The organism is Lederbergia citrea, from assembly GCF_018343525.1.
Lineage (GTDB): Bacteria > Bacillota > Bacilli > Bacillales > Bacillaceae_C > Lederbergia > Lederbergia citrea.
The window spans coordinates 343,453-362,160 of sequence record NZ_JAGYPH010000004.1 but is presented as its reverse complement, the minus strand read 5'-3'; the positions used below and the strand labels follow the sequence as shown (position 1 = coordinate 362,160).

The following is an 18,708-nucleotide window of genomic DNA, read 5'->3' as shown; positions in this document are numbered from 1 at the left end:
GTTGTTTTTCCAAATATGTGAAAACGCTCACATCTAAGAGGAGAGGGACTAGATGAATTTTATCTTCTTGCTAACAGGAATACTGCTCGTTTTTGTCATTGGTTTTTTAGTTAGTAATGATAGAAAAAACATAAAATATAAACGAATTCTGACCATGTTGATTGTGCAAATCCTTTTAGTTTTCTTCATGATGCACACGAATATCGGTCTGATTGCCATTACCAAAGTAGGCGTGTTTTTTGAAAAATTAATGAAAATCGCTAATGCAGGCATTGAATTTGTCTTTGGCGGCATCTTAAATCAAGGGGAATTTTCGTTCTTTCTTGGAGTGTTATTACCTTTAGTATTCATGTCCGTTTTAATAGGGTTACTAAACTATATAAAGGTATTGCCATTCATCATCAAGTATATAGGGTTATTTTTAAGTAAAATCACCGGAATGGGGAGACTAGAAAGCTATTTTGCCGTTTCTACTTCTGTACTTGGACAACCTGAAGTATTCTTGACCATTATCAAACAAATTCCAGTCCTATCGCAAAAAAGGCTGTACACCATCTGTACATCCGCAATGAGTGCGATAAGTATGGCGATGGTTGGCGCTTATATGACTATGCTGGAGCCGAAATTTGTTGTAACCGCTGTCGTATTGAATATTTTTAGTGCACTTATCGTTTCAAATATTATTAATCCGTATGATTTAGATGAAAAAGAGGATTTAGTTCAAATTGAAGAAAATGAAAGACTCCCTTTCTTCCAAATGATTGGCGAAAGTGTCATGGATGGATTTAAAATTGTCATCATCGTTGCCGCCATGCTATTAGGATTCATCGCCCTGATGGAGTTGATCAATGTGATGTTCCTAGGGGTATTCCAAGTTTCCTTCCAAACCGTTATTGGTTATCTGTTTGCACCAATCGCTTTCTTAATGGGTGTTCCATGGGCAGAAGCGGTCCAGGCAGGTGGAATTATGGCTACTAAGTTGATCACGAATGAATTTGTGGCCATGCTGAAATTTGGAGAAATTACAAAACATCTTTCTGATAAAACAATTGCCATTGTATCCGTTTATTTAGTCAGCTTTGCAAACTTCGGAACCGTGGGTATTGTTTCGGGATCAATCAAATCAATCAGTGAAAAACAAGGAGCTTATGTTGCAAGATTCTCGTTGAAACTATTGTTAGGCGCGACATTGGCATCCGTCATTTCTGGAACAATGATGGGCCTTGTATTATAAATATGATTTAGAGGTGAAATCGGATGACGACTAGAAAAATTATTATGGATTGCGATCCAGGACATGATGATGCAATTGCGATTATTTTAGCCGCTGTACAACCGAAATTGGAGATTTTAGGAATTACAACGGTTTCAGGAAATGCAGAAATCGAAAAAACGACTGATAATGCCTTGAAAATTTGTGATTTAGTTTCATTAAATGATGTGATTGTTTCCAAAGGGGCGAGTGAGCCATTGGTTCGCCTTCGCGAAACGGCGCCAGGCATCCATGGAGATTCAGGCTTGGATGGCCCGGAGCTGCCAAAACCATCCCGCAGCTGGAGCGAAGAGCATGGGGTGGATACAATCATAAGGCTAGTAAAAGAGTCGAAAGAGCCTGTTACCATTCTTCCGACAGGACCATTAACAAATATTGGTCTAGCTTTAACAAAAGCACCAGAAATCAAGAACAATATTGAAGAAATTGTCCTTATGGGCGGCGGAACATTTGGCAACTGGACGCCAACTGCTGAATTTAATATTTGGGCCGATCCAGAAGCGGCTAAAAAAGTATTTGACAGCGGCCTCCCAATTGCAGTTATGGGACTGGATATCACCCATCAGGCGTTAGCAACAAAAGAAGTGATCGAACAAGTGAATCAAATCGATAATAAGGTTGCTAATATTGTGGGCGAATTATTAGTATTCTTCGCCTCAACCTATAAAGAAATGTTCGACTTTGATGGAGCGCCGGTACATGACGTCTTAACAGTGGCCTATCTTGTTGCGCCAGAATTGTTCAAGATGAAAGATGTTAACATTACAGTGGAAACGAAAGGCGAGTTCACTGCAGGAACAACATCGGTGGATCTGCACGGGGTCACTGGCAGGAAAGTCAATGCCAAGTTCGGATTGGAACTGGATGTCGAAGGTTTCTGGAAACTTATGATTGAAGCCCTTAAAAAATACTAGAACGCAATAAAAAGCGAATTAAGGTGATAATGTGATTACCGTAATCGGCAGCATTAATATGGACTTGGTTATTCAAACAGATCACGTCCCCGAAAAAGGAGAAACAAGGTTAGGAAGCACCTTTACCACTTTTTTCGGTGGAAAAGGGGCCAATCAAGTCGTATCAATTGCAAGATTGGGGAAAGAGGCACAAATGATCGGTGCTTGCGGTACCGATGAATACGGAAAGATGGCACTTGAATCATTAAAGAAAGAAAACATAAAAACAGATCATGTATTTACCTTTCCCGATGAAACAACAGGTATTGCCACTATCATTGTATCCAATGGCGATAATCGAATCATTGTCGTTCCCGGGGCAAATAACCGTTTGACACCGAAAGAAATAGAACTTGTTAAAAATGAGATTATAAACAGCGAAATGGTCGTCATACAATTGGAAATACCAGCTAATACCGTTCACACAGCCTTGAAAATATGTAATGAACACAATATTCCGATTGTATTGAACCCTGCACCAATTGACCGTTTTAAACCCGAATTTATTGAGTTGGCCACTTATATTACACCAAATGAAATGGAATGCATCAGCATGTTTGGTGAAAATATTGAACAAGCTTTGGAACACTATTCGAATAAATTAATCGTCACTTTAGGCGATAAAGGTGCCCGTTTTTATGACGGTAAACAACATATATTCATTGAAGGATTTAAGACGGACCCGGTAGACACGACAGGTGCTGGTGATACGTTCAATGGGAGCTTTGCTGTTGCATTAACAGAAGGAAAAAATATTGAAGAAGCAGTAAGATTTGCAAATGCAAGTGCATCTTTATCAGTTGAGAAAAAAGGTGCTCAAAGTGGTATGCCTTCATTTGAAAGAGTTTTAAGAAGGTTGAATTTGGAGATATAAGATAATCTAGGGATCCTCTCATATACTTATGGGAGGGTTTTTTTCATAAATACTAAGAAATACTTTAAAATCTAGTCATTACTTAGTCGGTCAGGAATTTAAGTAATAATTGGATATGACTTTAAGGTAATGTTTAAAATATTGCTATTCATATCGATAAATCAGCTGAGTGGATGTCATAATGTATAAAAGTAATTCATAAGAAAGGAGATATAAAGTGGCAATTTCAAAGCAAAGTTTAAGGGTTTGCGATAAAGGACACAAATATTATAAAAGTAGCGACTGTCCAGTCTGTCCGATATGTGAACAAGAACGGAAACCTGAAAAAGGATTTCTATCACTATTATCGGCACCAGCTAGACGGGCTTTGGAAAACAATAGGATAACCTCTTTAGAACAGCTATCAAACTTTAGTGAAGTAGAGATCTTGCGTTTTCACGGTTTGGGACCAAGTTCTTTACCTAAGCTAAGGACCGCTTTACAGGAAAAGGGGTTATCATTCAAAAATTAAATATTAATATCAATGAAAATAAATATTGGTTTTGTAGAAGGGTATTTGAGGGAGCTGCTTATGGTTTCATTGCAGTAACTATCCTTATAATAATTGGCAAAATCAATAAGGCTGATCCCATATTAAAAGGAGCTTGGATGTCCAAGTTCTTTTTATTTGCTCAAATGATTGAAATCCGTTAGGGAGATCTCCTCAGTTATTTTAAAATCCCGGAACACAAAGGCCTATTTAAGAATATTTTGTAAATGTATGTGAAATAGAGGAGGTAAACCATAATGGAACAAACTGTCGATCCGCAAAGAGATATGAAGCATTTCCATGATAAGTGTAAAAGAAATTTGTATCAATTTATTCAAGTTGAGTTAAACGATGGCTCTGTTTATCAGGGTCTCCTTCACAGCTATGATCATGATAAAATGTATGTCATCATGCCAAAAACGCATCATCATCATATGGAAATGGAAACAGAAGATGAAAGCCGCTTATTTCCCTTCTACGGGCCATTTGGATTATTCGGCTTCCCTTTCTTTGGAGTAAGAGGATTTGGTCCGTTTTTCCCATTCTTTATCTAAACTTCAGTACCAAAAAAGGCATGCAGTATATGTTTTGCAAGCCTTTTTTTATTATAACTTTATTTAGTGCATGAAAAAATTCTATAATCCAAAGCCCCTTCATACTTTGCTATCATATTAAAATGCTCAATCATTACCATAAAAAGTTCAGGTTCAATATACTCTGAGTACTGATATTCAGGAATTTGATTATTTTGGACAATAGGATATTTTTGCGGATGAATTTCAATGTTTTTAAACCCTGTCTGTTCAAAAAAATCTATCCATTCGGTCTCTAGAAGGGAAGAATCAAATCCGTAAAATTGTTTTATTTCCTCCTTGTTAGATGTATCGAGCTGATAATTAATGGTAAGTTCATTTGCAATGAACCGGCCACCACTCTTAAGTAACCGATATATTTCTTTAAGAGATTTAGGTGCATTCACAAAAGCAAGAACGGATTCGGAAATAATAAAATCAAATTGATTATTCTCTAACGGACAATTCTCTATTGACCCTTGAATAATTTCTACTGGTAATTGGTATTTTGTCACTCTATTTTTGGCTTTTTCCACCATTATTGGATTAATATCCATACCCGTTACTTTTGCTCCGTATTGGGCAGCCAGATAGGCAGCTGTTTGGCCAGTGCCGCATCCTACATCTAAAATGTGGTACGTTTTGTTAATTTTCTCTGTTAGGAAAATTTCCTTTGTCAAATCAAAGCCTCCAGGGTGTGCACTGCCAATACCGAATTTGGATAAAAAATCCAAATATTTCGAATGTGTAATTGGAACCACCTTCTTTACTCATCTATTTGCATGATATGAAAAAAAAATAGGATGGTTCCGCATATGTACTAAGTCTTCATGATAGGTCCTTATCATTACTGACATTCGGGACGTTTTTTATATTGCAACATTTTAAGGGGGCGGTGGAAATGGGTGATATCCAAAGGTGGACAAAGGTACTGCTAAAACCAAATCTACCTGGCTGGTACGTGATAGATACATTCGGTCACCGCAACATCAGCCATTCGGGTGGCTATCCGAACGGCTTTCGTAACTACATTGCCAGATATATCGACGATGACCTGACCATTATTGTGTTGAGCAATCAGATGGAAACCGATTCGAAAGGACTACCGAGAGAATTAGCTTCCATTGTATTTGGAAAAGGCATATGGTTTTGGCAAAAGTATATATAGAAGTAAAGGCGAAATTTCAGCTGTAAATCTTGGTATGAAGATTTGGAATCAATATAGGGAAGAGGAAGAGTTTGTACATTAATAAATATGGAATTAAAAAGACAGTTAAGTTTTGTTTAGGAGTAGGTGCAGGTGCAGGTTTCTTTGTCATCACAAGGGTAGCTTAAAATGGGGTTACATTTCCCTTAATAGCTACCCTATTTATCTAGTAATCCTAAATAGAATAATCATAATCTCCAATAATTCTTCTTAAGAACTGCGTTCGAATTTCCTTCGGGTTCACGAATATTTCTTGAGGCGCTCCTTTCTCGACAATCACTCCACCTTTATATTTAATATCATAATAGACAACCATGAGTGTAAATTCTGATATTTAAACATCTTTATCTTGTTCAATTGCTGTCAAAGCTAATTTTTTGATCGTCATGTCATCCATTGGTGGATTATGCAATCCTGCTCTTACATCACGATAGTAACGTTGTAAAGGATTGCTCCGTTGTAGACTTTTTGCTCCTACGACTCTCATTGCTTTATCGACAATCATAATGGCCGAATTTGTAACAGTATGTTTTACGACGCCAAGCTCATTTGTGAGCAATCCTTTTCTCGATTCATCATTATAGATTGCTGCAACGCTATAGATCAGATGCCTTGCTTTTATTAACTCCAAATCAATTTCACCTAGATGTTGTTGAACATTAGGTAATTGGCTAATCGGTCCGTTAAGACTATTTGGCGCATGATGATTGGCAAAATGAACTGCATAGTCACGCGCCGCCTGTGCAATTCCGAGATAAACAGCAGGAATATGGAGATTCCAACCACTTAATTGTCCTCCAGGCGTATCAGGAAGTTCCACAAGCTTTGACTCATCAACTTTTACATGATCAAGAACAAGGTCATGGCTTCCCGATCCCCTCATAGAAATGACATCCCATGTCTCATCAATAGTTAATCCTTCCAAATCTTTATGTAGGAGGAAAAAACCGACCTTTTGCTTTTCCTCAATCCAGGCAGATGTTAAAAAGTAAGTTAAAGCAGGTGATGCCGTCGTAAAAGTTTTACGTCCTGATATAACCCAATAATCCCCTTTTTTGACTGCATGTGTTCCAGGGCGACCACCTCTACTTGGACTTCCTGTTTGTGCCTCACTAACTGAGCGGTTCACTAACGCGCCATTAAGAATTTCCTCGGCAAAAAACTCCAATTTCTCATCAGGCCAAAGCTTTTTTTCGAAAAGTTCACCGATCACTCCGAGGTTCCAACCAATGGATAGTGCTGTAGTAGCATCATAACTAGCCAAGGTTTCTTGAAGGAGGACCATGTCATAAATCGATAATCCTTTTCCACCATAAGCTTCTGGCAGCGTAATACTAGAATATCCCATATCAACCAAATCTTGAATATTTTCTTTTGGAAAAATAGCCAGTTCATCAATTTCAGCTGATTGATTTTTGAATTTTGTTTCTATATCTTGTAATCTTTGTAACCATATTTTTTGACGTTCCGTTTTTACAAATAAACTAATCACATTTTCCCTCCTAGATTTGTAAATGGCTATTATATTAATATAATAAATCACATTGGATTGGTAGGCATTAATGATAAGCGAGGGCAAATTGTGTTGTCAAGACCGTATTTTACATTCAGGAATAAAGACTTGTCTTTGAATTTCGATGAAGCTTTACAACCATGGTCTTCAAGTGTAAATTTCTTATTGGTATAACTTAACCAATGGTATTCCGAATTTAACAGGTAGTATATTTATGAAGTTAACAAATCCTATTTAATTATTTTAATTCGATGCAACTAATCGATATGTTCCCGTATCTAATATATTGAAAAGTAAATAAGAACTAGCGAGGAGGTGCCTTAATGAAATCATTAAAAGCTTTAGTAAAAAAGGCGAAAAGGGGTGATGGAGAAGCATTTGTTTCTCTTGTAAAACAATATGAAGATGTATTGTACAGGACAGCCAGCAGATTGTTAAACAATGATGAAGATGTGGCTGATGCAATGCAGGAAGCGATTATTTCAGCCTATGAAAGATTACATACTCTGAAAAATGATGAGTACTTTAACACTTGGATTTGTAAAATCCTAATCAATAAATGTAATAGTTTACTCAATAAAAATAAAAGTTTTTCAACAGTTGATGTGCATGTCCTCCCCGATCAAAATAATGATGATTTTCAAAAAATAGAGTTAGAGGATGCGCTTAATAGTTTAAATAAAGATTATAGATTAGCTTTCATCTTATACTATATAGTCGGTTTGAACATTAGAGAAATGAGCGAATTTTTAAAAGAGCCAGAAGGTACGATTAAATCAAGACTCTCTAGGGGTAAGTCGATATTGAGAAATAATTATTATAGAAAGGAAGCGATTGTAAATGAATACTAAATTTGAAAAAGAATTTGATCAGGTTATGAATGAAAAGAAAGAAATGCCTATAAATGTAAGACAGTCTTTAGATAAATCCTATGATATTATTCGAGCACGATCGAAAAAAAAGAAAAATAGTTTCATTTGGAAAAGAATAACTGCAGCAGCCTGTGCTCTTATCGCAACCGGTATTGTCCTCTCTAATGAGCATGTCATCGCAAGTATAAATAATTTCTTTAACTTTGGTGATAAAGGCATAGAGCGTGCCGTAACGGAAGGATTCACACAAGAAAGTAATAGTACGGATACCGATCAGAATATTAAAATAACGTTAAAACAACATTTTTCAGACTCAAATAAATTAGGAGTGAGTTTTCAGTTAGAATTTGAAGATCCTACAATCCTTAAGAATGATGTGAGAGAAATTTCAATGGACTATCGATTAAAAAATGGAGATGGGGAATATATTGTAGAATTTATTCCTGATACAAAATCTAAGAAAGGCAATAGCGGCTATATTTCTAGCCTTGAAGATCAAAATCCTATACTAGATGTAAAAACAGGGAAGGTTCAATATGATGTTATAATAGATTCCAATAAAGGCGTTATACCAAGTTTAAATGATGCTGTTATAGAAGTAGAAAGTGTCAATGTTTTTTACGTAACTGAAGGATTAAAGAAAATTGATGGAAAATGGGATTTACCAGTTGCTAATAAGGAAAAGGGCAAATCAATAGCAATCACTGAATTCACAATGCATGATCAATCGTCTAACATTCACGTCTCATCCGCCAAGGCAAATCCAACATCATTAAATCTAACATTTTCGGTGAATAAGGTTTTTGAAAATGAAAGTCCTTTCGTGGAAAAAATGAAAATCATTGATAAAGAAGGTAATGAATATCACCCTGATGGATTTAGTATCGAAACAAAAAATAATAAAACAATTATTTCAACCAACTTCCCGATAACTTCTTATAATAATTCTAAAAAGCTGAAATTAATTGTAGAGGATATAGGAGAAGTGGAGCTGCTCAAAAAGTAGATGGAACGTAATGACCATTAGTAATTGAATAACAATTCGATTGTTTAACTGAATATCAACAAGACAAGTTTGGTCTAAAAATGTTGTTGTTGAGATTATTGTGAATTAAAGAACATAAAAAAAGCGATCATATCGGATCGCTTTTTTTATTTTCTCAATTTAACCAAGCGGATATTTTTTGTAAGGGATAGTTGTATCTGTTTATAAAAATGTGATAATGAAAGGAATCGTCTTTGGAGAAGTCCTGTTAAAAGTATTACAGCATTAAATCGAGCTTAAAATCACCAAAAGGCACCAAAAGGGTAGGTTCTACACCATTCAGTTTAAATATGGAGGAAATGAGATGGATATAGAGGAACTGAAAAAGGCTGTTCAAGGGCTACAAGAAGATGAAGTAAAATCATTACTTTTTCAGATATGTTTTCTATCGGTCCTATTTGGCAATTGCACGAAAGAAAAGGAAAACAAGAGAGATTTGAATGGTTAAAGATTAGAATGAATGATGAATTTGACGAATATAAACTTAGATTTGAAAAAACTATTAATGAAATTAAATCTATTCCTGAAGGCGTACCAATAACAATATGGATTGCCGACAATGCACATGAGCAAACAGGTTTACGATATGTAATGCATCTATTAAAAGGCAAAAACAACGATATCAATCTGATCAATACAACAAAGGTGTACGGAAAACTTTTTAATGCAAAAAAATACACCATATTATTACATTTACATTCAGGTGAAATTCCTCCTGAAAAACTGCACTTAATCTATGAAAATGGTTGGAGACCACCTTTAACACAGCGTGAAAGAGAGGAATTGGAAAAAGAATGGCTAGAGCTTGCAAACAGTCGCGATACATTGCGAATTTGGCGGAATGATAGGATTGCGATCGTTTCGGAAGACTATTATGATCAATATATGATCAATACGGCGAAAAAACTATATCGTCATTGTAATCCAGATGAATTTATTATGTCTGCAAGATTAATTGGTGAGGTGCTCGGACATTTAGACCAATATGTAGGTGACCAGTTCTTGGAGTATCGACTGAGGCAGCTAATAGAAAAAGGTGTGTTCGACATGGAAGGTAGCCTCAAAGCGATGAGGTTTTATCGTATACGATTAAAAATATGACAACATGGGAGAGAGGTCAATTGAGAGCAAGTCTGGCAATGTTAGTTATTTTAGGAATAGCTTTTTTAGCAGGGTGTCAATCACTGCATGGAGAAACGATGGTTTTATTAGAAGAAAAGATAGCAGCTGTGAATATTTCAAAATCAAACGGATTTGATGATATGAACGTAGACATTCTCCAATCCTTCACAGATGACGAATCTATCAGAACTTTTAAAAATGCGATTACAACGGCTCAAAAACAAATGGGAAAGGTCGATGTGTCGGAGCCGGAGTACGATGTAATGGTTGAGTACGAAAACGAATTACCAACACATGGTATTCATTTATGGCTGGGGAAAGAAAGTGAGAAAAGTATGTTTATGTACATCGGAGATGATGAAGTTTATCTGACCTCGCCAAAAACAACTGGGAAGTTGAGAGCGTTAATCATTTCGGGAGAATAATAAATGCCAAAAGGAAAAGTCCTAAATGCCGTTTTTAGGGCTTTTTTTACCTCGAGAAATAGCGGATATAAAGAGCTCCATTTGCTCATATGGTCATATTCGAAGCCCAAGGAATTTGCTATAATTAATAAAGCTTATGCAATAAAAGGGGAGAGAAAATGAAGAGAGAGACAAATCGAAAATCCGTTGTCATTGCGTTATTAATATCTACATTTCTGATGGCAATAGAAGGAACGATCGTCAGTACGGCAATGCCGAAAATTGTCGACGATTTAGGCGGAAGCCATTTATATACTTGGGTCATTTCCATATATTTATTAGCAGTTGTAATTAGCACGCCTATTTTTGGGAAAATGGCAGATTTATATGGAAGAAAATTAATGTTTACGATTGGAACAGTCATATTTTTAGTAGGATCTATGCTTTCTGGCCTTTCCCAATCGATGGAACAACTCGTGATCTTTCGGCTCATTCAAGGGATTGGTGCGGGAGCTTTGGCAACTATACCTTTTACCATTATTGGGGACGTGTTTGAATTTGAAATGCGTGCAAAAATGCAAGGATGGATGAGTAGTGTTTGGGGAATAGCTGGTATTTTTGGTCCGCTTGCTGGTGGCTTTATTGTAGACACAATATCATGGCATTGGATTTTCTTTATGAATCTACCTTTTGGAATCTTTTCACTAATTCTATTATGGATGGCTTTACACGAACATGTAGAAAAGAAAAAACAAATTATTGATTATGCGGGTATTTTTTCATTTACGGTTTGTATGAGTGCCTTTTTATACGCATTAACTTTAGTAAAAGAGTATAAACAGATAACAAATCAAATTTTTATTTTATTTTTAGTGGCCTTCATTGCACTTTGCTTATTTATTTGGATTCAGGCTAAAGGAAAAGAACCAATGCTTCCGCTTTCCTTATTTAAAAATAAATTTATTTCAATCTCAAATATTGCAGGATTTCTATTAGGGTTTATCCTTGTAACCGTTACTTTTTATATCCCATTATGGGTGCAAGGCGTCACAAATTTAAATGCAACCTTTTCTGGCATTGCCATGCTTCCCATGTCTTTAACATGGCCACTTGGTGCCGTTTATTCAGGGAGATGGATGAGCAAGAAACCAATAGCCCACATTACATTAATCGGGATTGCGATTATTATTATCGGCTGCATCGGTTTAGTATTTTTCAAAGCTGAAACATCTCTTACATGGATGATGGTAATTACGGCTATTTTAGGATTAGGTTTTGGTTTAACGTATACTGCATTCACTGTTGCAGTTCAATCAGCTGTAAATTGGGATATGCGCGGGGCAGCGATGGGTTCGCACAATTTATTGAAAAATCTCGGGCAAGCAATTGGCATTGCGGTGTCGGGATTATGGTTAAGCGATGAACTAAAAGGAATTGCCTTAGAATCTAGTTTGCAATCAGTGTTTGTTCTGCTTTTCATCCTCGCAATATGCTCTTTTGCTGTTACAGGAATGTTACTTAGCAAAAAAGGGAAATCCTTTGTTGTGGAATAATTATAGATTAATATTAAATCATACTATAATTAACGTATGACAAAGGGCCTGGGGATTGATTCCAGGCCCTTAAATAATAGAGAAAAACTCACTTAATAACTCATCTCCTATTTTAAAGAAGGCTACGTATCTGAGTTCATCCTCGATGTTCACATCAAATTTGATCCTTTTTTTCTAAAGTTATAACTCACAGAAGTTTTACTTTTTCACTGAATTTCCACTTTAACGAATTATATGATATATTAGAAAAATGTTTACCTAACAAAATATTTTTCATATGAATGACCATAGTAAAAACATCCAACAGGTCATTTGGACGCTAGATAACACCGTGCAGCGACCTACCCGGTGGTTAATCAGCGTAGCAAACAGGTGATGTGTATCTAGATATTTCTGAAAAGGGGGAATTATTAATTTGCTCACATAGAATACCCAGTCTTAAACACTGTTTTAACGATATTTGCTATTGTTACTCGTTAAAAATAGTAGATGAGAAATAATGTGTACTACATAGAAAACTAATTCAATCAAATGGTTATATAAAAAGAGAAGGGCTGATTTACATATGAAAAGACCTGTAAGAGACAGTATTATTATTGGGCTTGCACTTTTTGCAACATTTTTTGGGGCAGGGAATTTAATTTTTCCACCATTTTTAGGGTTACAGTCGGGTACCGATTGGCTTAGCGGCAGCATGGGATTCATTATTTCAGGGGTCATTTTCCCTATAATAGCGATTTATATTATTTCTCATGCAGGCGGTACTGTAGATCAATTGACTAAAAAAGTGCATCCTAAATTTTCACAATGGATACTACTAGGCATTATGTTATTTTCAAGCTTTATCGCCATTCCAAGAACAGGGGCGGTAACACATGAATTAGGTATTCAGGCGGTTTTCCCATCGATTCCGGCGGCACCAATCGTCATCATTTTCTTTGCGTTAACATATTATTTTGTAAATGACAGGAACAATGTCATCGATAAATTGGGAGCCTTTTTAACACCTGCATTAGTGATCATTTTAATAGCTATCATCATAAATGGAGTCATAACGCCGGTTGGGGAACCGGTGGACACAGATATTTCGAGTAGTTTTGTTAATGCATTTCTTGGCGGATATCAAACAGGCGACTTATTAGTAAGTTTTATGGTTGCAAGTGTGTTTATTTCACATATTGTTGGCAAAGGATATCGATCTGAAAAGGAAAGAAATAAGATGACCGGATTTGCAGGGCTCATCGCCTTTTCCTTTTTAGTTATAATCTATTCCGGGCTTTTATATTTAGGGGCTTCTGGCAGTGGGATATATCCGCAAAACATGGATAGATCCGAACTATTACTAGCGATTGTAGAAACGATATTAGGCAAAGGCGGACTATATGGATTAGGGATCGTGGTGGCATTAGCATGCTTGACAACTGCGATTGGCTTGACCACAGCTGTTGCTCAATTTTTTGATAGTTTAACAAATGGGAAGCTAAGTTATAAAACAACCGCGGGCATCGTTTGCGCACTAGGCATTGCCATTGCATTATTAGGTGTAGATCGAATCGTATTTATAGCAACACCCCTTTATCTGGCAATATACCCCATTTGTATCGTAGTAATATTGGTTGGGATATTCCATAGGCACTTACCAAACACTGCCTCCTTTCAAGGTGCCGTGTTATTTACAGTGATTATTAGCGTAGGTGAAGCTATGACAGCAGCCGTAAACATACCATTTTTATCTAGTTTAATTGGGATCATTCCATTGAGCAGTTATGGGTTCGCGTGGTTTCTTCCGGCAATGATTGGATTCGTTGGCGGTGCAATGATTGGAAGATTTAAAGAGAAGGAGAAAGGTAAGGCCACAGAGCATTCGATTGTTAATTAAGTTTTTAAAATAAATCATTGGTACTCTTTTGCACTAAGAGAAGAGGGCCAATGGTTTATATTCTTATCGGCTGTCAAGGTACTAAACCTTGATTGGATAGCTGGGCAGAAATCGTCTGCTACAGCTATCTTTTTTATTTTTTCCAAATGGGAATTTAAAAATATTGATAAAAATGTGATAATAAAGAGAAAAAATCTTTAAGGGGAAGGCATGAAATAAGTATGAAAAAGAAGTTTTTTAGATTAGGGATATTAGTTTTAGCGGCATTTTCATTAATCGCCTGCACAAATAATAATAAGAAATCAACAAATACTGTTTCTCCATCTAAATTAACGGAAAGAGAACAATCACTTCTTTTTGCAATAACTGATCAGTTGTTTGTATTTGATTTTAATGTAGATCAATCATATGAACAAATCTCTGTTTGGGTAGACAAATATGAATTTGGTAAAAAGGTCGAAGCACCAATTATTGATATGAGTTCGGGAGTAAAGGATAAAGGGACAATCGTCTTCACTACAGTCAATACGACTGAGGACAACAAATCGATATTTAATGTGAGTGTTAATAACGCTGAAGGAATGTCTAGCGGCAGTAATTTAGAAAAAGTTTTAACAAATGTCTCAATTATCTCAGGAGATATTCAAGAAGAAAATACTCCAATTGCAGGCCAGATGGTTTTAGCAAGCATGGTTTTTGCAAAAGGTGAAAAAGTTAAGGATACGATTTCACAAGATTTTTATCAAGATGTAAATGGCCATATTGACCAGATTAAAGATTATGATGTTGTTTACCTGCTAATGTGTGAATTTAAATGAGGAAATCAAGTAAACAGCAATGGACTTGATAGAGACAGAAGAGGATAGTAAATATCGGAAAAAATATATGTCTGTATGGAAATGACTCGTGTGAATAGAAGATATCAATGCCATATTATATTCACTTCTTGTGTGAAATTAGAGTGCTTGAAAAAAAGCCCTCTAATTTATTCAAAAAAACAAGAGAATTATATGAGGAAATGCCTAACGGAGATATACTTCTCCGTAAATACCCTTATTTTGGTTGGTGCAACGCTCGTTCTTTACAAAATAGATGTTCGGAAATTTCACAAAGAGACAGATGGCTTGTTTGGCAGTTTAGGAATTCTAGTATTAATATTTTTCATTCCGATCATCACCTTTATCAACTTCTATATACTTGAATTTGTAAGAAACAGAGCAATAAAGAAGTGATTGCGAGAGTATTTTTTCTATGATAAAATGAAAGTGTGCGTTATTAAGAACGAGGGGGGATTTAATGGAACGGGGTAGAAGGCTTTCTAGTTTACTATTGGTGTTCATATTGCTTGTAGCTTTACCGGGCATTTCGTTTGCAAAACCAGCGAAGAAAGTCATCGATTATGTGGCTTTAGGGGACTCGCTAGCTGCTGGACAAACACCCGACCGTAAAATCAGTTTAGGCTATGCTGATTATCTTGTGAGCCGTTTTGAGCAATCACAATATACAGTGAGCTTCACAAATTTTGGAGTTTCCGGCTATACGTCTGATCATTTAAAAAATGATGTTTTATTTAAGCAGAATGTAAGAGACCAAATTACAAAGGCCCAGTTTATTACTATTGATATCGGCGCAAATGATTTACTGAGCAAGCTAAGTAATCCCGCGCAGATTCCCGGTGCAGTTGCCAATTTGACCATGAATTTAGATATAATCCTTAAAACCATCGATTCATTAAATCCAAATGCAAAAGTTTATGTAATGGGCTATTATAACCCATTTCCCTATTATCCAGAGGAACAGCAGCCAGATCTTTTACAACTATTGGCTACATTAAATCAAACGATCGAATCACGGGCTACTGCTAATGGCGATACTTATGTACCGACCGAAAAAGTCATCGAGAAACGCTACGAAACTTATCTTCCAAATCCACAAGATATTCATTTAAGCCTAGAGGGATACCAATTAATCGCTAAAGAATTTTGGAAAATGATTGATAAGAGTAAATAAAAAAGAAGAGTGGACCGGTGTGTAACGGTTCACTCTGTTTTTATTGACTCATTTTTTGCTATGAATTATTTGGAATAACTATCACTTATGTTTAGTAATTTACCATTATCTTGGGGTTATAGACTTTACAGATATCGCTGGAGAAGATGTCGTTATTATACAGCCATCAAGGTCTTTTTCATGTAAAAATCCTAAATTAAGTGCGGACTTAATTTTAAGGGCATCTGGTTTTTTTACGATTTGAATAAGATCATTCATTTTTAAATCTTCTAATCTTTTAATCGTTACTTCTTCATCAAATTTTTCTGTTTTTCTGATTTGCCTTTGCAGTTTGTAACCATTTAATATGACTTCTCCTTTATCGTCGGCCCCAATATGATTATCAAGGTAATCATGAAATATCTTCTTTAATTGATTCATCTCTGCTTCGATTTCTTTTTTCTTCTTATTAAGTTCGTAATAATTTGTTAGCATTTCTCCTGTTACTTGCGACACCTTACTATTTTTCAATATTCTCCCTCCAATAACACTTAGATGGTCTATCTTATTGTGTTACGTAGTGAATTATTACAGATAAGGTAGAGCTGTTTAATGCAACGAATCGACAAAATTCGGGGCGTGACAGGCACCCCCCGAATGTTATAATTAATTTATGTTGCTCTTGAATGGGAGTGTGTGAATGAAGGAACAGTTTTATGATGCGTTGCTGAATGTTAAGACAGTTGGGGACCAGAGGGGATTCAATCAGTCTGTGCATTATTATCGTTACGAGCCTACGCCATATAGCGCTCTTGAAACTTTATTTAGTGACTATGTTTTGAATAGCAATGATCGGATTGTTGACTTTGGGTGTGGAAAAGGAAGATTAAACTTCTACATTAATTATTTATTTAATGTGTCTGTTGTTGGGGTAGAAATGAATGAAGCTTTCTATCAAGAAGCGGTAAATAATCGAACTAGTTATTTGAAGAAGATGAAAAAGAGTGAAGGCAAAATTCACTTCCAATGTTGTTTAGCACAAGATTACGAAATTGACCCATTAGACAATCGGTTTTATTTTTTTAATCCGTTTTCCATCCAAATTTTTATGACGATTATTAACAATATTCTGCTTTCGGTAGAAAAATCGGAACGGGAAATCGAGCTGATTTTATATTATGGATCAGATGATTATATCTTTTTTTTAGAAAATCATCCTTCTTTTGAATTGAAAGAGGAAGTTAAACTGCCGGATTTATATGAATATAATCCTTATGAAAGATTTTTAATATATCGATTGGTATATTAGAGGCATCGCCCCATTCCAGTGCCTAAGGAGAGTCAATTATACACTATTAATATTTTTGGGAAAGAAGGGATAGACATGTTGTTGAATTCATCTTATTGGTTAACGAATGTAAGATTAGAACAAAGTTATGTGTTAGAAGATGGGCAGGTTGCTGAGACCAATACTGAGATTTGTCATCTAAGAATCGAAGGCGGTACTATTGCTGAGATTATTGGGGCTGATAAGGAGTTGCAAAGCAATCTTCCAAAATACAACTGTAATGAATTATTAATGTTGCCTTCTTTCGAAGAGGCACATATTCATTTGGATAAAACTTATTACGACGGACCTTGGAAAGCAGTTAAGCCTATATCAAGTATCTTCGAACGAATTGAACAAGAGAAGATATTATTGCCAAAATTATTACCAATGGCAAAACAACAAGCCGAAAGCATCTTAACACTTATACAAGGATTTGGTGCGACACACGTCCGTACCCATTGTAATATCGAGCCTGTGAGTGGACTACATCGTTTAGAAGCAACCAAACGGGCTCTTGATACGTTCTCCGGTAAAATTTCATCTGAAATTGTCGCTTTCCCACAGCATGGACTGCTTCGTTCGGATTCCGTCCAACTCGTAAAACAATCTTTGGCAGAGGGGGCAACACATGTAGGCGGGGTAGATCCATATTCGGTTGATGGAGACATTGAGAAGTCACTACAGACTATGGTAGAAATGGCGGTTCTGAACAATGCTGGCATCGATATTCATCTGCATGATGGCGGCGAAGCCGGAAAACAAACTTTAATGAGGTTGGCTGATTTAACCGAAGAAGCTGGATTATTAGGAAAAGTGACTGTTAGCCATGCTTTCTGGTTTGCAGGAGCAGAGCCGGAGGAAGCTGAAGCTGTAGCTGAACGCATGGCATCGCTTCGAATGTCCATAGCTTCAACAGTTCCGATTGGCAAAACGGCAATGCCGCTTCCGATGCTGCATAACAAAGGTGTAAAAGTAAAGTTGGCTACAGACAGCCTTACGGATCACTGGTCTCCTTTTGGAAATGGAGATCAATTGGAGAAAGTAGGGCGGTTCGCAGAATTGTACGGTCGTTCTGATGAATTGTCGTTGTCTCAGTCTCTAGGATTTATTACAGACGGGATAACTCCGCTCGATGACAAAGGTGAGCAAGTATGGCCAAAGATTGGAGACGCAGCAAACTTTATATTGGTGCATGCAGGTTGCTCGGCGGAAGCAGTGGCACGTAGATCGCATCGTCAAGCAGTATGGTATGAAGGGCGACTAGTGAGTGGTTCATTGTAACTATACATAATTATATGGAAAAAAATAAGCAGCTGCCTCTCTTCATCTGTTTTGAAGAGAGGCAGCTGCTTATTAGAATTCTTTTATAGATAATAAGTGCAAATTCGAACTGATAAATTCCTTTATTAAGGGCATAGAAAATAGATTGTCGAGCATTATGTTTTGTGATGAGAGCGCCTGAATTTTTCGGTTATGGTTGGAAATAGCTAAATTGAGGGGGTTACAATCCTTGTGGTTTCCCCCTATTTAGAAAGGTTATATAAAAACAAAAAATTAGGGTATTAAACCTACATGAATTATGTTATTCTACTA

At 36.3% G+C, this 18,708-nt stretch carries 21 protein-coding genes; 17 read left to right on the top strand and 4 right to left on the bottom strand.

Annotated features, from left to right (window positions below; translation table 11 throughout):
* Positions 1-52: 52 nt before the first annotated feature.
* From KHA88_RS18885 to KHA88_RS18865, 5 genes are all read left to right on the top strand, one after another.
* A complete protein-coding gene (locus KHA88_RS18885) occupies positions 53-1,234 on the top strand; it encodes a NupC/NupG family nucleoside CNT transporter (protein WP_213099509.1) in 1,182 nt (393 codons plus the stop codon).
* Between the two features lie 23 nt (positions 1,235-1,257).
* Entirely contained in the window at positions 1,258-2,187 is a 930-nt protein-coding gene (locus KHA88_RS18880) for a nucleoside hydrolase (protein ID WP_213099510.1), read from the top strand.
* 31 nt (positions 2,188-2,218) lie between these two features.
* Positions 2,219-3,100, top strand: a complete 882-nt coding sequence (gene rbsK / locus KHA88_RS18875; RefSeq protein ID WP_213099511.1) for a ribokinase — start codon at positions 2,219-2,221, stop codon at positions 3,098-3,100.
* Positions 3,101-3,317: 217 nt separating this feature from the next.
* Positions 3,318-3,611 (top strand): RNA polymerase alpha subunit C-terminal domain-containing protein, encoded by a 294-nt coding sequence (locus KHA88_RS18870; protein ID WP_213099512.1) that lies wholly within the window; start codon positions 3,318-3,320, stop codon positions 3,609-3,611.
* A gap of 275 nt (positions 3,612-3,886) precedes the next feature.
* A complete protein-coding gene (locus tag KHA88_RS18865) occupies positions 3,887-4,183 on the top strand; it encodes an LSm family protein (protein WP_213099513.1) in 297 nt (98 codons plus the stop codon).
* A gap of 59 nt (positions 4,184-4,242) precedes the next feature.
* Here the strand turns inward: KHA88_RS18865 and KHA88_RS18860 are convergent, their stop codons facing one another.
* Complete coding sequence (locus KHA88_RS18860) at positions 4,243-4,881, bottom strand: class I SAM-dependent methyltransferase (protein ID WP_249306291.1); 639 nt, start codon at positions 4,879-4,881, stop codon at positions 4,243-4,245.
* 194 nt (positions 4,882-5,075) lie between these two features.
* On the opposite strand from KHA88_RS18860, the gene KHA88_RS18855 reads away from it, so the two are divergent.
* The gene (locus KHA88_RS18855; protein WP_213099515.1) at positions 5,076-5,369 is read left to right on the top strand and encodes a hypothetical protein; all 294 of its coding nucleotides are present in this window, start codon (positions 5,076-5,078) and stop codon (positions 5,367-5,369) included.
* A 214-nt stretch (positions 5,370-5,583) separates the two neighbouring features.
* Here the strand turns inward: KHA88_RS18855 and KHA88_RS18850 are convergent, their stop codons facing one another.
* Complete coding sequence (locus KHA88_RS18850; protein WP_430413720.1) at positions 5,584-5,724, bottom strand: hypothetical protein; 141 nt, start codon at positions 5,722-5,724, stop codon at positions 5,584-5,586.
* 18 nt (positions 5,725-5,742) lie between these two features.
* The gene (locus KHA88_RS18845) at positions 5,743-6,900 is read right to left on the bottom strand and encodes an acyl-CoA dehydrogenase family protein (protein ID WP_213099516.1); all 1,158 of its coding nucleotides are present in this window, start codon (positions 6,898-6,900) and stop codon (positions 5,743-5,745) included.
* Between the two features lie 344 nt (positions 6,901-7,244).
* Between KHA88_RS18845 and KHA88_RS18840 the strand changes: the two genes are divergently transcribed.
* From KHA88_RS18840 to KHA88_RS18805, 9 genes are all read left to right on the top strand, one after another.
* Positions 7,245-7,772, top strand: coding sequence for an RNA polymerase sigma factor (locus KHA88_RS18840; RefSeq protein ID WP_213099517.1), 528 nt, complete (start codon positions 7,245-7,247; stop codon positions 7,770-7,772).
* Positions 7,762-8,799 carry a DUF4179 domain-containing protein gene (locus KHA88_RS18835; protein ID WP_213099518.1) on the top strand — a complete coding sequence of 346 codons (1,038 nt, stop codon included), beginning with the start codon at positions 7,762-7,764 and terminating at the stop codon, positions 8,797-8,799. The genes KHA88_RS18840 and KHA88_RS18835 overlap by 11 nt, the downstream gene beginning before the upstream one ends.
* A gap of 343 nt (positions 8,800-9,142) precedes the next feature.
* Complete coding sequence (locus KHA88_RS21080; RefSeq protein WP_249313332.1) at positions 9,143-9,286, top strand: hypothetical protein; 144 nt, start codon at positions 9,143-9,145, stop codon at positions 9,284-9,286.
* A complete protein-coding gene (locus KHA88_RS18830) occupies positions 9,244-9,939 on the top strand; it encodes a DUF1835 domain-containing protein (RefSeq protein ID WP_249313330.1) in 696 nt (231 codons plus the stop codon). Before KHA88_RS21080 ends, KHA88_RS18830 begins: the two co-directional genes overlap by 43 nt.
* Positions 9,940-9,959: 20 nt before the next feature.
* Entirely contained in the window at positions 9,960-10,385 is a 426-nt protein-coding gene (locus tag KHA88_RS18825) for a YhfM domain-containing protein (RefSeq protein WP_249308727.1), read from the top strand.
* Between the two features lie 158 nt (positions 10,386-10,543).
* Positions 10,544-11,917: an MDR family MFS transporter gene (locus KHA88_RS18820; RefSeq protein WP_213099519.1), complete on the top strand. Its 1,374-nt coding sequence runs from the start codon at positions 10,544-10,546 to the stop codon at positions 11,915-11,917.
* A gap of 565 nt (positions 11,918-12,482) precedes the next feature.
* Positions 12,483-13,796: a branched-chain amino acid transport system II carrier protein gene (gene brnQ / locus KHA88_RS18815; protein ID WP_213099520.1), complete on the top strand. Its 1,314-nt coding sequence runs from the start codon at positions 12,483-12,485 to the stop codon at positions 13,794-13,796.
* Between the two features lie 221 nt (positions 13,797-14,017).
* Positions 14,018-14,614, top strand: coding sequence for a hypothetical protein (locus KHA88_RS18810; RefSeq protein ID WP_213099521.1), 597 nt, complete (start codon positions 14,018-14,020; stop codon positions 14,612-14,614).
* A gap of 478 nt (positions 14,615-15,092) precedes the next feature.
* Positions 15,093-15,806, top strand: coding sequence for a GDSL-type esterase/lipase family protein (locus KHA88_RS18805; RefSeq protein ID WP_213099522.1), 714 nt, complete (start codon positions 15,093-15,095; stop codon positions 15,804-15,806).
* Between the two features lie 105 nt (positions 15,807-15,911).
* Here the strand turns inward: KHA88_RS18805 and KHA88_RS18800 are convergent, their stop codons facing one another.
* Positions 15,912-16,316, bottom strand: coding sequence for a hypothetical protein (locus tag KHA88_RS18800; protein ID WP_249306240.1), 405 nt, complete (start codon positions 16,314-16,316; stop codon positions 15,912-15,914).
* Positions 16,317-16,485: 169 nt separating this feature from the next.
* Here KHA88_RS18800 and KHA88_RS18795 point away from each other — a divergent pair, with 169 nt between their 5' ends.
* Entirely contained in the window at positions 16,486-17,094 is a 609-nt protein-coding gene (locus tag KHA88_RS18795; protein WP_213099523.1) for a methyltransferase, read from the top strand.
* A gap of 75 nt (positions 17,095-17,169) precedes the next feature.
* Positions 17,170-18,396, top strand: a complete 1,227-nt coding sequence (locus KHA88_RS18790) for an amidohydrolase (protein WP_213099524.1) — start codon at positions 17,170-17,172, stop codon at positions 18,394-18,396.
* Positions 18,397-18,708 lie beyond the last annotated feature (312 nt).